At 59.0% G+C, this 13,962-nt stretch carries 9 protein-coding genes; 5 read left to right on the forward strand and 4 right to left on the reverse strand.

Features of this window, described 5'->3' with window-relative positions; translation table 11 throughout:
• Positions 1 to 20 precede the first annotated feature (20 nt).
• From HGQ17_RS12040 to brnA, 5 genes are all read left to right on the forward strand, one after another.
• Positions 21 to 494, forward strand: coding sequence for a tripartite tricarboxylate transporter TctB family protein (locus HGQ17_RS12040; protein ID WP_168888191.1), 474 nt, complete (start codon positions 21 to 23; stop codon positions 492 to 494).
• A 46-nt stretch (positions 495 to 540) separates the two neighbouring features.
• On the forward strand, positions 541 to 2,079 hold the full coding sequence (locus HGQ17_RS12045; protein ID WP_324615278.1) for a tripartite tricarboxylate transporter permease: 1,539 nt from the start codon (positions 541 to 543) through the stop codon (positions 2,077 to 2,079).
• A complete protein-coding gene (locus HGQ17_RS12050) occupies positions 2,076 to 2,774 on the forward strand; it encodes an SDR family oxidoreductase (protein ID WP_168888192.1) in 699 nt (232 codons plus the stop codon). The genes HGQ17_RS12045 and HGQ17_RS12050 overlap by 4 nt, the downstream gene beginning before the upstream one ends.
• A gap of 131 nt (positions 2,775 to 2,905) precedes the next feature.
• Complete coding sequence (locus HGQ17_RS15930; protein WP_168888193.1) at positions 2,906 to 3,175, forward strand: BrnT family toxin; 270 nt, start codon at positions 2,906 to 2,908, stop codon at positions 3,173 to 3,175.
• Positions 3,153 to 3,401, forward strand: coding sequence for a type II toxin-antitoxin system BrnA family antitoxin (gene brnA / locus HGQ17_RS12060; RefSeq protein ID WP_168888194.1), 249 nt, complete (start codon positions 3,153 to 3,155; stop codon positions 3,399 to 3,401). The genes HGQ17_RS15930 and brnA overlap by 23 nt, the downstream gene beginning before the upstream one ends.
• 643 nt (positions 3,402 to 4,044) lie before the next feature.
• Here the strand turns inward: brnA and HGQ17_RS12065 are convergent.
• From HGQ17_RS12065 to HGQ17_RS12080, 4 genes are read right to left on the reverse strand one after another with little or no spacing between them, the layout of a single operon-like run.
• On the reverse strand, positions 4,045 to 6,612 hold the full coding sequence (locus HGQ17_RS12065) for a hypothetical protein (protein WP_168888195.1): 2,568 nt from the start codon (positions 6,610 to 6,612) through the stop codon (positions 4,045 to 4,047).
• Positions 6,613 to 6,666: 54 nt separating this feature from the next.
• On the reverse strand, positions 6,667 to 10,050 hold the full coding sequence (locus HGQ17_RS12070) for a DUF499 domain-containing protein (protein ID WP_168888196.1): 3,384 nt from the start codon (positions 10,048 to 10,050) through the stop codon (positions 6,667 to 6,669).
• A 13-nt stretch (positions 10,051 to 10,063) separates the two neighbouring features.
• Positions 10,064 to 11,137: a PDDEXK nuclease domain-containing protein gene (locus HGQ17_RS12075; RefSeq protein ID WP_168888197.1), complete on the reverse strand. Its 1,074-nt coding sequence runs from the start codon at positions 11,135 to 11,137 to the stop codon at positions 10,064 to 10,066.
• A gap of 6 nt (positions 11,138 to 11,143) precedes the next feature.
• A complete protein-coding gene (locus HGQ17_RS12080; protein ID WP_168888215.1) occupies positions 11,144 to 13,930 on the reverse strand; it encodes a DUF1156 domain-containing protein in 2,787 nt (928 codons plus the stop codon).
• Between the last annotated feature and the right edge of the window lie 32 nt (positions 13,931 to 13,962).

Genomic DNA, 13,962 nt, shown 5'->3' on the forward strand with positions numbered 1-13,962 from the left:
TGTAGGGAGGGAGAGCTCTTGTGACTGCCACCGTAAACGGGATGAAGTCCCACATAACCTCCCAGTGGCCCAGCGTCCTGTGCTATTGCCTCATTTTGGGAGCCTTCGTCATCGCCAGTTTAAGTGCCCTATCACTTGGTCTGGGCAGTCTGGCATCTCCTGAAGCTGGGTTGTGGCCCTTTCTCACTGCAGCCCTCGGCTGCCTTCTGACGTTGGCTCTAGTGCTCAAAACCGTGGTCCGTCCTTCTAGTTCAGCTACAAAGAAGTTGTTCTCTGACGTGTCCTGGGGCCCTGTTGCAATCTTCATCGCCGCGATTTCTGGCTTTCTAGTCCTCTACCCCATCGTGGGATTCCTGATAGCCGGCATTCCCATGGCCTTTGTGCTGCTCAAGTACGCTTCTGGCGCCTCATGGGTGACGTCCATAGTCACAGCGTGCATTGTCCCGGTCGCGCTGTACTTCACATTTACCGAGTTCCTCAACGTCCGCCTGTAACGGGCTTGGACATTCACTCAACCCACGCGATCCAAAAGGAGGAGACGTGGAGTTCATCGACGGAGTTTTTGCGGGGTTCGAAGTCGCACTTACCCCCATGAACCTGCTCTATGTGACGCTGGGGGTCACCCTAGGGACTGTTTTCGGCCTCTTGCCTGGAATTGGTCCCACCGCAGCTGTGGCACTCTTACTGCCGCTGACCTTTACGATGGACCCCGCAGCAGGCGTCATCATGCTGGCGGGGATCTATTACGGCAGCATGTACGGGGGCCGGATCCCCGCCATCCTTCTTCGCCTACCAGGCGACGCATCCTCGGTGATGACGACCCTCGACGGATATCCCCTCACTCAGCAAGGCAGGGCCGGAGCGGCCCTTGGTATTACTGCCATCGGGTCATTCCTGGGCGGAACCTTCGCAATCTTGGGGCTGGCGCTGCTTGCCTCAACCCTCACCCAAGTCGCCAGAATGTTCGCGTCCCCAGAACTCTTTCTCCTCATGCTCTTCGGACTGGTCATGATTGTCATCATCGGTTCCGGGAAACTTCTCAAGAGCCTGATCATGGCCCTCATTGGCATAACCATTGCGTCGATCGGGATGGATCCCATCTCCGGTACGCAACGACTAACCTTCGGATCTTACGAACTGGCTGCCGGCATCGGGATTGTTCCCCTAGCTATCGGACTCTTTGGTATCGGTGAAGTACTGAACAATATTTCTCGGAGAAACAGCGCCCCTCTCAAACCCCCTCGGATGAAGCGCATTATGCCTACATGGGCAGACTGGGTGACTTCTAGGATGGCTATTCTGCGGGCCTCTGTCCTGGGCTTCTTTGTAGGCGTCCTGCCCGGTGGGGGCGGGACAGTGTCGTCGGTTCTCGCATACGGCACAGAGAAGAAGCTGTCCAAGAACCCAGAGAAGTTCGGCAAAGGCGCCGTGGATGGTCTAGCGGCTACCGAAACCGCGGATAACGCGTCTTCCAACTCAGCGTTTGTCCCACTCTTGACCCTCGGGGTTCCCCCCAATCCTGTTCTAGCCCTGATCTTTGGCGCCCTACTGCTTCAGAACATCACCCCAGGTCCTCAACTTGTTGAAGACCACCCCGATGTTTTTTGGGGTGTGATTGCCTCGATGTTCATAGGCAACGTCATTCTCCTGGTGCTCAACCTTCCGATGATTCGGGTTTTCGTCTCAATCCTGCGAGTCCCCCAGGCAATCCTGGCCCCCGTCGTCGTCCTGATTGCCATCTGCGGGGTCTACGCGATCAACAACAGCATGTTCGACGTCCTTCTGATGCTGATTTTCGGAGCCGCGGGTTTCCTGATGAGGAGATTTGACTTCGACCTGGCACCTCTCATTCTGGGGTTCATTCTCGGACCGATGCTCGAAGTTGAATGGCGCCGATCCATGATCATGTCAGGCGGATCTGTCGATATCTTCTTTACTCGTGTCCCCTCTCTCACCATCCTGCTCCTGCTTGTCAGCGCAATTCTGATAGTGGCTATCGGGGCGTTCATACGCCGTCAACGTTCCGTCAATAGCAGTTCAGATGAGGGAACTGTCCCCACAAACAAGGAGGAAGTATGACCGAGCGAGTGCTTATCACCGGTGGTGGTGCTGGAATCGGTGCGGCGGTGGCCGAGCGTTGCCGCGAGGAGGGTTACCAGCCGATTACTGTTGATCTGCGGGGCGGGGATATCACCGCTGATCTCTCTGATGAGGGTCAGACCCGGGCTGCGCTGAAGGAGGCGCTGGCTGATGGTCCGATTCACCGGCTGGTCAATAATGTCGGCGCCATTGATGTGGCTGCGGTGGAGGATGTCACCCTGGAGCAGTTGGACCGTGCGGTGCGGATCAACCTGCAGTCGGGGATCCTGGCCACCCAGGCGCTGGTACCGGGGATGAAGGAGCGCGGGTTCGGTCGCATCGTGAACATCGCCTCTCGGGTGGTGCTGGGTAAGGAGGGCCGGACCACCTATTCGGCCACCAAGGCCGGAATAGTGGGGGCCACCCGCACCTGGGCTCTGGAACTGGGGCGGCACGGCATCACGGTCAACGCCATCGGCCCGGGCCCGATCCGCACCAAACTCTTCGACGATGCCAACCCACCTGGCGCCCCGGCCACCGAACGGATCATCAACAATATTCCGGTCCAGCGGGTGGGCGAGCCTGAGGACATCGCGCATACGGTCGCCTATTTCCTAGATGCCCGGGGAGGATTCACCACCGGGCAGATGATCTACGTCTGCGGCGGCCGCACCGTCGGCAACTCCGCGATCTGACCCCGACCTCAGCACAGCACCTAGGCCGCTTGCCCTTCCCATCGGATGCGCTCATAGAGGCGCAGGTCCACCACTCTTACACTTCCAGTACCGGTGGAGTATAATTTTTATACATTGAGAGGGGTCCGGCAGTGGAGTTTGAGTTCGATCCAGCAAAGAGCCGAGCGAATTGGGAAAAGCATGGCATCGACTTCAGTGAGGCGCAGCGACTGTGGGAACTTCCCATCGTTGAGGTTCGTCTCAACTACCCATTAGAGGAGCGTTGGTTGGTAGTGGGGAAGCTGGACCAGAAGTACTGGACCGCTGTCGTGACGCATCGAGAGTCTCGAGTGAGGCTCATATCTGTCAGGCGATCCCGAGCAGAGGAGAAGAAGCTTCATGAGCAAGCAGTCAGCAGTTGAGGAATTTGACCGGAAGTTCGACGCCGGAGAGGACATCTCCGATTACGTGGATTGGTCAACCGCACGCCGGGTAGATCCGGAGCCGAAGCGCGTGAACGTGGATTTTCCGCAGTGGATGGTGGATTCGCTGGACAATGAGGCAAAGCGCCTCGGCGTCACTCGCCAGTCTGTGATCAAAGTATGGATTGCTGACCGCCTGGAAGAACGACGTCGGAGCGCCGCGTAGGTAACGACTCGCGGATAAAAGCCAGGCACAAGCAGCGAGGAGAGACCCGGGGACACCAGAGTGGAACAGACCGGAGCATGGCCGGGACACCACCCCCTGCCCATCCTCAGCATGGCAGCGATTCACAACTACCGCCGCCACTCAGAAACCGGGTCGGTGGATCGAGGCTAAGGACAGCGCTCTTCTCGATACTCGCGATCAGCTCTTCTACTCCGCCAAGCTGGCTAGCCCGGGTAGTAATCTCCTGGTAGAGACCGAGATTGCCCATCGGCTTCCTCTCGCTTTGCGATCCATCTTGTCGTCTTGATACCTGTCATCATAGACGTCGAGAGGTTGTCTAACCCGCTAGGGCCCGAAATCGCTGTGGCCCCGGAAGCGGTCTTGACCTTCCTGACACACACCCCTCAACCCTACGATTAGTGCCCCACCCCAGAAACAAAAACCCCGAAATCACGCCGGTCCCGGCAGACGAAAACCCTCAACGAGCAAAAGTGGCACAAGTCAGGTCGTAGCCCGTTGCGGCCGCTCACTATCTTCCCATCTCAGAGGGGCATTCCTTCTATCACCCCACCTCCCTCAGCCTCTCCTCAGCGGTGGATCGATGTTTTGGTGGGGTCTGAATCCTCCGAAGCTCGAACGCGCTCTAGTTCGTCCCCGAGGTTCGAAGGTGAGGGCCGATATAACCCACGTAGATTTTCCCTTCACTACTGCAGTCCAGATAATGCAGCCTCGGTGACTTGATGCCAATGGGATGCAGTCTGAAGTGGGCTTGCATATGCGCGTACCCAGATTCTGAGACCGTCCTAGGCACGGGCAGCAAACGCTCATCGCCGTACTGGCTCATAGTGGTCTTGCTTTCACCAGCGGCGTGCCTCTTTGGCGAGACTGTCGTGTATTCGACTGAGGGACGGGTCTCCAGGTATGTCCTCATATCTCCCTGGAAGTCACCCTCTTTTTTCGCCCGCAGATAGTCGGCCAGCGTAAGCAGGCTCATCCATGCGGCTTGTACTGCTTGCCCCTGTGTATCGATCTCGTCGAGATCCGCGGTTAGGTCGTGATCTCCTGTGAAATACACACCAAGGGTCTCGAGCTCTGACATCATCTCAAGCAGCTCCCCAAAGTTGCCGGGAGCCTCATCCCTGGTGATAGAACTGTAGAGTTCGCTGTATGCAGCTTCACCTTCCCCGGCGTCAGCCAGCTGAGTTTGAAGCCACTGCACCTGCTTGCGGAGGTGCTGCGCGTCCTGCTCGACCTGAGCAATGTGCAAGACGCTGTCTCGTAAGTCATCGTGGGCGACATTCCGCTCTGCCTCTAAATTCGCAGCCCGTTTAGTATTCTCATGAAGGCGAACTTCAATCTCGGCTATTGCCTCCTCATTGGCCTCCACATAACGGTGAGCAAGGCTTTCCACGACGTCCTCTGAGAAGAGTTCAACTTCCAGCAGTTCCTTCAACACAGTGAGATGGCGAAGTTCATCTTGGGTGAAGCCGAACTCTTCATCTTCAGAATGTGCTGATTCGAGCCGCGCGAACTTCTGACGAGTCTCTTCGTTGCCTTGCGTCAGGCCCTGGAGTAGCCGTAGGTTCTCTGCCTCGGTGAAGGCAGATTGTGCTGCACGCACTTGGCGAGGTGCACCGCGCCGATTACCGATGCTGCGAGCTATGGTACTGAGCCGCCGGGCCACAGCCTCAGGTTCCAGCTGACTTAACCGCTCTGTTCCAAAGAAGCGGTGTCGGCGTGCATCGTTGGAATCGCCTAGATTGAGTGCGGGCTCGTAGGTTCTGATTGTCCACCGCCGAGGAGCAAAGCTTTCTCCCAAGCGCTCTTCCAATCGATCTGTCGCCTCAGGAGCCAGCACTACGAACTGCGCCAACCCCAAAGTCTTTCGCGCCCATTTCTCAGCCCGAGTCCGGAACTCCTCTTCAATACCGCTATCATCGGGAGCACTATCGGTCCCGGCCACGAATGCCGGCAATTGTCGGTTGGGGTCGACGAGGTACTCGTAGAGGCGATCAGCTGCCGCTGCATCTTCGATGATGCGGAACTTGAGAGGTGAGTCAGACAGCGGACCTGGGGCCTCCAAGAGCTGCCGGACGAATCTCGGGGCCTGAGCAGGCTTGTCACCGTCGGACCAGATTTTGACCCACAGCCACGCTTCATCGGGCTCAAATCCGAACACGACATCTGTGTGGAAGTTCAGGTTCGGCTGCTTCTCCACCATTCGCAATCGGTGAAAAGTGCTTCCGCTTGATTCCGTCGTCAGAGTGTCTGCGAAGCGGTCCTCCGATCGATGTGTGGCACTTTTGCCGAAGGTGAGGTCAGTTCTTTTCTCCTCAAGCCACTTGTTCATCACCTCAAGAACTTCAATACCAGCGGAAGCCGGGAAAGAGAGAAAAGTTCTGTAGGTAATAAACTCGTCCGCGTCCTTGGGCTTCACGCGTTCTTCACGGCGAGCCCGTCTAAAGACCGGCGTGCGGTAAGTGAGCCCGTCGCTGGGTCCACGTGAAGCGAGCAAGGCTGGCGTTGGAGCCCTGGGAGCAGTATCCCCAGCAGGAGGTGACTGCGTCCTTTCAGCCTGAGCCTGGCGTTTCTGCTCGAGTGCCCGATCCGCCTGTGCTCGGCGCTCTTCGATCAATGCTGGGTCATCAGGCAGTCCACGAAATGGGCGATCCCGGAATGACCGGAGCTTCTTCACTCCGGGGGTATCCGGCTGAGCCGCCGGGAGGTGATAAAGGAACAGGCTCACACGTCGAAGGACCGCTCGGCGAACATCTCGCTCCGAGGATTGTATGGCCTCATCAACATCCCGAAGCAGTTCGTTCAGCAGCTGATCAGAAGTCTTTTGTGGCTTCTTCGTTTTGTGAGGCGTGCTCTTACTTTGGTTGGACCGGTTAACGCGCTTCGAGCGGGGTGCAGTGCGAGGTGCAGACGGTTTCGGGGTGGCGTGCCGTTGCTCAGGACGCACGGGAGTAGGTTCGGGCCGCTTTTCTTCACGACGCTTTTTGGGGAGTTTCCCGTAGGGGTCGTTCGTGAACTTCTCGAAGAAGTTCCGCTCAGAGGCAGACAGCAACGGACCACTTGAACGTAGCGCTTCACGAGCCTTCGACGCAAGCTTGTCCGCCTCATCTCGTGTGCCGTTGACCTGCAGTGCCGACACCTTCTTGATTAGACCCGAGTAACGATCAACTCGGCGCACCATGCCATGTTTCATGTGGCGGCCCCTCTCACCGACTGTTGCCCGTATCTGAACACATTTTGAGACCCCTCAGTGCTGTTCGAAGCCAGTGTTGTTGGGGTCGAATTTGAGGGTGCGAGCGTTCTCGCTGATGGTTCGGACCTCGGACTCCTCGAAGCCAGCTTGCTTGCAAGCTTGAATGTCTATTGTGATCTCGAGTCCAGCCTCGGCGCCGGCCAGACGATCGATGATTTCGCGAGTCACGTTGCTGATATCCCGTGCGTAGCGATCGGACGAGACTGTAACTGAACCGAAGAACCTGCGAGGTTTGGTATCTGTTTCGGGGGCTTTGACTGCGAGAGATGGAGTCGCCTGTCCAGTGTCGACTCGGGATACGGCAGGCGTTTCAGTGGCGCCTGGAAGCTCATCAATGGTGCTTTGTAGGCGGTCACCTTCAGCTTGACGTTGGGCACGCGAGTAGTCGACTAGAAGGGTGCTATCCGTGACCTGAATAGTGGAGCTATCACTCACTGGAGGAACAATTAGACCCTGGTATCGACCGGTATCAGGGTCTTTGCTTGTCGCAATAGCAAAGCGTTCACTATCTACGAGGATCGTACCGAGAGCCCGTTCGACAGCAGCGTCGAGAACTTCCCGACGCACCAATCGAGGCATGTAAATATAGCGAGTGAAATAGGCCCACAGTTCACCAACGGCCAGCTCAGCAGTTTGGTTCCAGATGTTTGACAACTCCTGGTGCAGCGTTGCTCCGAGGATCTCAGCGCCGAATTCGGTGACCAGGAGATCTTCACGGGCCAATTTCGCACTAACACGTTCGGACAGTGCACGCCCTCCGGAGTCGGGTACCCGGTCAGCGTTGGTCTCGAAGGGTCTGGTGGGGTCGTGCTGTTCCGGGTAGAGCGCCCACACGTAGGTTTCGCGGATCTTGTCGTTGACGGTCTGGTCCAGGTTGGTGACCTGCTCGGTAGCTTGCCGGTTCTGTTGGGCTGAGAGGTTCAAACCCTCGCTGCTGGCCTGGACCTTCTTCCACCCCAGGTACGTGCGAGTGACCGCTTCCAGGCCTTCGAGGTTGTTGGTGTCGGCCAGCAGGAAGACGAGGGTGTTGCGGTGGGTGCGCTGGCTGGCTCCTTTGGTCTCCACCGCGTTGCGGACCCACTGGTGGGCCTCTGAGTCTGCGCCGTCTTGTTTCCGTCGGGAGTAGCGGGGGTGGACGATGACCAGGCGGGTGTCCTCCAGGTCGGGGATGTCCGCGCTGGAGTCAGGGGCGATGTGTACCCGGTCGAAGTGCCCGCGGGTGCGTTCTTCTGCCCGGAGGCGGGCGGCGATTTCGTTCCACACGGTTTCCTCGTCTTCGCGCAGCCGCTCGGCGTAGTCCCGGGCGGTCTTGGCCACCGAGGGCTGGGTGTCGAACCAGTAGTGGCCCTGTTCTTCGTAGAAGTAGGTGGACCGCTGTGCCAGCTGGTCCAGGGCCGCCCCGAAATTGCCCAAAGTGTCGCCAGGGGCAGCGGTGCCCAGCCAGAGGTACTGCTTGTCCAGGCCTTTGCGTGTGCTCTTCACCCGGGGTGCGGCCCCCATGAAAATGGTGCGGGCCAGCCGCTGGGTGATGAACCGCTGCCCCAGGGTCGGGCGAGCCAGGTCAATCTGCTGGGCAGTGGAGGACGGGCCATCGATGTCAGAGTCAATGATCGGCTTCCACTGGTCCTCAAGGTACTGGGTCAGGTCGGTATTCACCGTGGTGGTGTCCAGCGGGACATTGCCGGGCAGGATCAACGGTGAGGTGTCGTTGGACTTCCACAGTTCGTGCACGATGGATGAGACCAGCTTCAACACACCACGAGTCCGTTGGAATCGCTCCAATGCAGACCAGTCCTCGTAGAGTCGATCCAGCAACTCAGGATGAATGGGATAAGAGGCACGAATACGCTTCTCGTACTCATCATTCGGCGAAGCCGCCGCCCGCGGGAACAGTGCGGTGTTATTCCGGTACATAGTGGTGAAGGCCCGAGCAGTCGTGGCGATCTTCTTCAAACCCTCCCCGCCTACATCCTGAAACAGACGACGCCGCACAATCTCGAAAGACTCATCCTTGCTGGAGGGGCGCCACTGATCTGCCACCCGGCGGATCACATTCTGCAGCCGATCCAGAGCCATCTGGCCGTTGTTGCCGCCGACCTCGATATCAGCCCCAGCCCCTGCTGATCCGGTATCCGAGGCTGGAATGGAGACCACCAGCATGGCCCCGGGGATGGAGCGCACAATCTCAGTCAGCGACTGGGCGAAGGTGAACTGGGTCTCGAAGCTGCCGGCCGGCAGTACCTTGTCCCCCACCAGCTGCCGGGCGTAGGCGACCCACTCATCGATCAGGATCAGCGCCGGGCCATAGTGCTGCAGCAGGGTGCGCAGGGCCTCCCCAGGGTTGGTGCCAGCCTGATCATGCTGGGCGATGATGTCATAGGCCTCCCGGCCACCGAGCTGCCAGGCCAACTCACCCCAGAGCGTGCGGACCTCGGTGCCGTCCTCCTTGACGGTGGGTGACCCGGCCTGGAGATAGGTGCCCACCAGTGCGACCCGCTTGACTCCCAGGCTGGTGAGGTCAGGCGAACCGACGGAGTCCACCAGGTCTTGGACTTCCTGAGGGAGCTTGTGCGCGGGAGTGCCGCTGAACAGGTGGTACAGCGCCAGCATGGAGTGGGTCTTGCCGCCGCCGAAGTTGGTCTGGAGGTTCACCACGGGGCTGGCGTTCTTATCGCCGCTGAGCCTGCGCACCGCCCGGGAAAGCAGGTCGTGGAGACCTTCGGTGAGGTAGGTGCGGGTGAAGAACTCCACCGGGTCCCCGTATTCGGGGCTGGTGGCTTCTCCGGTGCGGACCAGGTGCAGGTCGGCGGCGAACTCGCTGGCGGTGAATTCACCGCGGGCGACGTCGTCATGGGGCTGGATCACTTCACGCCAGGGCTGCAGCCCAGCCCCCGGATCTAGGGAGACCTGGGTCTTCTTCACCTGTTTGCGGGTTTGGTCTTCGAAGACCACACGTTGGAGATCATCGCGCAGCTTCTTGACGTCTTGTGCTGAGTCGACGGCGTCGGCCGCTGAAAGCAGCCGCACCATGGTGTCCAGGGCTCGGGCAGTGTCGTCGCCGGGGATGTTCTTCGCCTGCCCGTGGAAGAGGTCATTGCGCATGTCGCGCAGTTCCTGGGCGTAGCCCTGATGGGTACGGGAGAGCACGTCCTTGAAGTGGTAGCCCTGCTCGGTAATAGCCCGTAGCTGGACTTGGACGTCGTCCTTGGCGAACTCGAAGACGCGTCCGCCTTTGCGCTGGGCGATCTCCAGCGCCCACTTTGCCGGCCAGTCGGGACCGCCGAAGGCCTTGCTCATCACCTCATCGACCAGGTCATAGAGCCCCTCGGAGAGATGGTTGAAGCCTTTGAACAGGCGTTCTGCGTTGGTGATCGCCATAGTGGTTCCCTACTTAGTCGTTGCTCTCATCGTGTGCGGTGGTGATCTGTGTACGAGCTAGGCGCTCTTGTGCTTGGTGATAGATCTGGGTGATCCGTTCCAGCAGCTCTTTCTTCGGAGGCAGCGCAGTCCAGTACTCGGCCACCATGATGCCGTCCTTGTGCAGTTCCAGGAGCTCGATCTGCTCTCGGCTGGCTTCAGTGCACAGGATCAGTCCCAAGGGTGTTTCTTCGCCCGGTTGACGTTCGTGCCGGTTCAGCCATTTGAGGTACAGGTCCATCTGGCCCTTGTAGCTGGCTTTGAAGTGACCCAGCTTCAGCTCTACCGCGATCAGCCGTTTCAGCGGCCGAGAGAAGAAGAGGAGGTCGAGGTAAAAGTCGTCATTGCCGATGGGCATCCGCTTCTGCCGAGCAACGAACGCCCAGCCGTCTCCTGTTTCCAACAAGAAGCTCTGCATGTCCCGGGCAATGGCATCCTCGAGATCCTGCTCCGCATAGGCGTCTGGGAGTCCGAGGAAGTCCAGAAAGTAGGGATCGCGGAATGTGTCTGCGGGGACGACAGCGCTTCCGACGGTCTGTACGTTGGCGATCTCTTTGCGCTCGTACCCCTGGCGGCCGATGAGGTCTCGCAGAGCGCGAACGCTGAGTCTCCCGGAGATTGCCTGTTGGGCATAGAAATCGCGAGCTTGCGTGCTGGGCACTGCGATGAGAACGGTGAAATGGGTCCAGCTCAATTGTCGCCCCATTGATGCGACAATCTCGGGGTCGGGGTACACCTGCGAGAACTGGAGCATCCGATAGAGGTTCGCCCTCGTAAACCCGCGGCCGAACTTGTCTGTCAATTGTCGTGCCAGTGATGCGACAATCTCTTGATCGTAGCCCGCACGATTCTCGTGGAGGAGCTCGACGTCGATCAGCCGCCCGATGTGCCAGTGCATAAGAGTCAGGTGGAGGTTCGCCTGAGTAGCGACGGCACTGCGGGTCTGGTCAATGAGCGTGGAGACACGATCAAACAGCGTGCCGTCAAGGCTCTGAGCTGCCTCTACTGCATTCTGCAGCGGCGTCAGCTCTGTGTTCTCTCCGCTCATGACATATCAATCCTCGTCGAAGTCGAAGGTTGGCTGCGAAGATGTGGGGCGCTGGGCTTCCAGACGCTGGGCCTGCTCAGTGACGTCGCCCCAGGAGCTGACCAGCCCGTTGAAGAGGATCGCGTCCTGGGTGTGATTCTTCTTCTCTGCCTCATGGAACAGCCAGAAGCCCAGTTCTTTGACCGCATCCAGGCTGAGACCGGCTTCGCTGACGTTAACCAACCTCTCCGCTACCTTGTCGGAGCCGTCTTTGGCCAGTGTGGCGGCCAGCCGCACGGTGGCTTCCCAGACGCTGATGCGGTCATCGGTGGTGGCATCCCATTCACCTTCAAGTTCTGAGGGTGGCAGCAGGCGGGCCTTACCGCCCTTGGCTTCGAAGATGCCGCCGCGCTCCAGGGCCCCAATGTTGGTGTCTGAGGAGCGGGCGAGCTGGTCGGCCACGCCGGAACTCTCCCGTGTCCAGCCGTACTGCCGGTACCACTTCACCGCGAACCGAGTATCGGGGTCGAAGTCCGACTCATGGTCCCCGATAACCTCATCGAGGGTGGCGTTGATCAGTTGCAACGCGTCCTTCACACTCATATCGGAGCCATCAGCCTCGCGGACTCGTGAGTACCGGGAGAACACCGAGATTCCGGGGCCGATGGCGGCCTGTGCGAGGTCGACCGGTGCGATGGTGCCTTGAATCAGGGTGCGAAGGGCACTCGGGAGTTCGGCTTTCAGAGCACCGACGAATGCTCGCCGCGTAGTGCTCGGCGCACCCGCGGGTCGCGGGCGACAGGCCAAGACGATTGAAGATGCCAGGGCATTCGCGTTGGAGCCGATCAGACGCCCTGTCATTTCCGTGCGCATAGGCCAGGTTGCTGTTATCTCCCAGCCTGAATCGATGAGCCCGTCCAACAGTGTGTGCCATCCTGTCGAGGAAGTGCCAGCATCGCGAGTGTCCTGCTGTTTATATGCGTAATAGACAGTGAGTGGAACATCTAAGTTGGCGCCGTGGCGAATGCGCGTAAAGACCTGATTGAACCCATCGATGAAGAACTCCTCTGCGCCAGCTCTACCGCCATGCCGGTAAGGGTTAGCGACCAGTTCCTCAGATTTTGGACTGAGCATGGTGCCGACAGTTTTGGAGTGGATCTCGAGGAGCGTGTGGCGAAGCCACACGTAAAAGAAATCTGATAGGTCGGAATACCCAATGTTGTCGTAGTAGGGAGGGTCCGTAGAGACGACCACCCCGGGGTAATCTCGAGTCGAAGCGTCAGCTTGATCAATTTGGCTGGAACATTGAGCGGGAAGCCGATCTATAGCATCGGCCATGGCTGAAATCTGTGTAATGAAGCCGCCGGAGCGACCTGAGAAAACATTCGCTTCAGCGTAGTCCCAGACCATTGGAATGGCCTGACGGGAGAAAACGTTCCTAATTTTCTGTAGGCTGCTGTCCCATCCGCAAATTGAGGATGAAGAATTCGCTTCTCGACTTACCGCAAGCGCCATGTAAGTCGCGATAGCGTCTGCGTAGGCTTCGGCTTCAGTGCCGCCGTTCTCCAGGCGTTCGCCATGGTCCAGGCCAGCCGCGAGTGCGTCGTTCAGTGCGCGTTCCCGAGCCTCCTGCACGAGGTCGCTGAACGTAGTCAGCGCCACCAGCTGTCGATTTGTGAAGAGATCAGGCCATCTCGTCATGCCGTAGCGATAGACGTTGATCCGCCCGGGCCAATCGAAAATTTCGCCATCTGGGACGTCAACGGGGGCAGGGACTTCTGCCACATTCTGTTGGTCGGTGGACGGAGAAATATAGAGACGGCCGCGGTTCCCTTCAGCCACGACAGCCATAAGCTGTGCTCCCATACGCCCAGCGCGGGATTCTGACCGAATGTAGTTGTAGTCAATCGGTGTGCCATCTGCAATCGATGTGGCACCTTTCCTCCCGATCGTTCCATCCGCATCGCCCTTTGGCCCCTCGGCGTCGTGTCTGACCTCGTAGCGAACCTGGCCATCTACGACCTTGGCGTCGATCCAAGCTTCCTTGCCCTTCTTTTTGCCGAGCCACCAGGAACGGACGAGGGGGACTTCAATGGGGTTCGCAGGGTTGGGACTCTTCACGGTGCGGGCCCAGATCCAAGCAATCACGGTGTGCTCGGTACCGTCCGGGTGCTTCACCTTGGGATAAAGGTGACCGATGCGGCGCTGGGCTTCATCGCGCATCCACTGACCGTAGTAACGCACATCCTCGGCCAGCCCTTCGGCTCGCCGGTAGGAGCTTGACTCCTTATCCGGTGAGCCGGGGTGGATGGGCTGTTGGTCGGCAAACTTCGGGGGAATCTCGATGAGCGCCTTGTTGATCAGCACCGCCAGAGGGTTGAGATCACTGGCGTGTGCTTCCAACCCCAGGCGCTGCGCCTCCAGAGGGATGGCCCCGCCCCCGGCGAAGGGGTCCAGAACCGCGGGCAGTTCACCGTTGTTGGATTTGCGGATCTCCTCCCGCGCCTGTGCCAGCAGCTTCTCATCGTTGCTGTTCTCCCAGACCACCAGTTTCTCCATCAGCTCATGGAGTCGAGCGCGCTCGGCGTCCTGGGCTTCCTCAGTGGGGAACTCCTCAGGCCGGGCGGAGGGGTCATCGACCAGCTGGGCGAAGAGCACCGCGCGTGCTGCAGAAATCGGTCGTCGGGCCCAGTAGAGATGCACCATTAACGGGAGACCCTTGCGGATCGATTTCTTCTCTCGGGCCGCAGCGAAATTGATTGCCTCCAGAGGCAGCGAGACCTCGATGAGTTTCTTCTTCGGCGTGGTCGTCACGTTCCTGCCTTCGTTGCTGGTGTGCTGGTCTG

Origin of the sequence: Nesterenkonia sedimenti, assembly GCF_012641515.1 — a bacterium.
GTDB lineage: Bacteria > Actinomycetota > Actinomycetes > Actinomycetales > Micrococcaceae > Nesterenkonia > Nesterenkonia sedimenti.

Coding starts and splice junctions, on each gene's coding strand:
- HGQ17_RS12050 (WP_168888192.1), top strand. CDS start 2,076: ATGACCGAGCGAGTGCTTATCACCGGTGGTGGTGCTGGAATCGGTGCG.
- HGQ17_RS12070 (WP_168888196.1), bottom strand. CDS start 10,050: ATGGCGATCACCAACGCAGAACGCCTGTTCAAAGGCTTCAACCATCTC.
- HGQ17_RS12065 (WP_168888195.1), bottom strand. CDS start 6,612: ATGAAACATGGCATGGTGCGCCGAGTTGATCGTTACTCGGGTCTAATC.
- brnA (WP_168888194.1), top strand. CDS start 3,153: ATGAGCAAGCAGTCAGCAGTTGAGGAATTTGACCGGAAGTTCGACGCC.
- HGQ17_RS12075 (WP_168888197.1), bottom strand. CDS start 11,137: ATGAGCGGAGAGAACACAGAGCTGACGCCGCTGCAGAATGCAGTAGAG.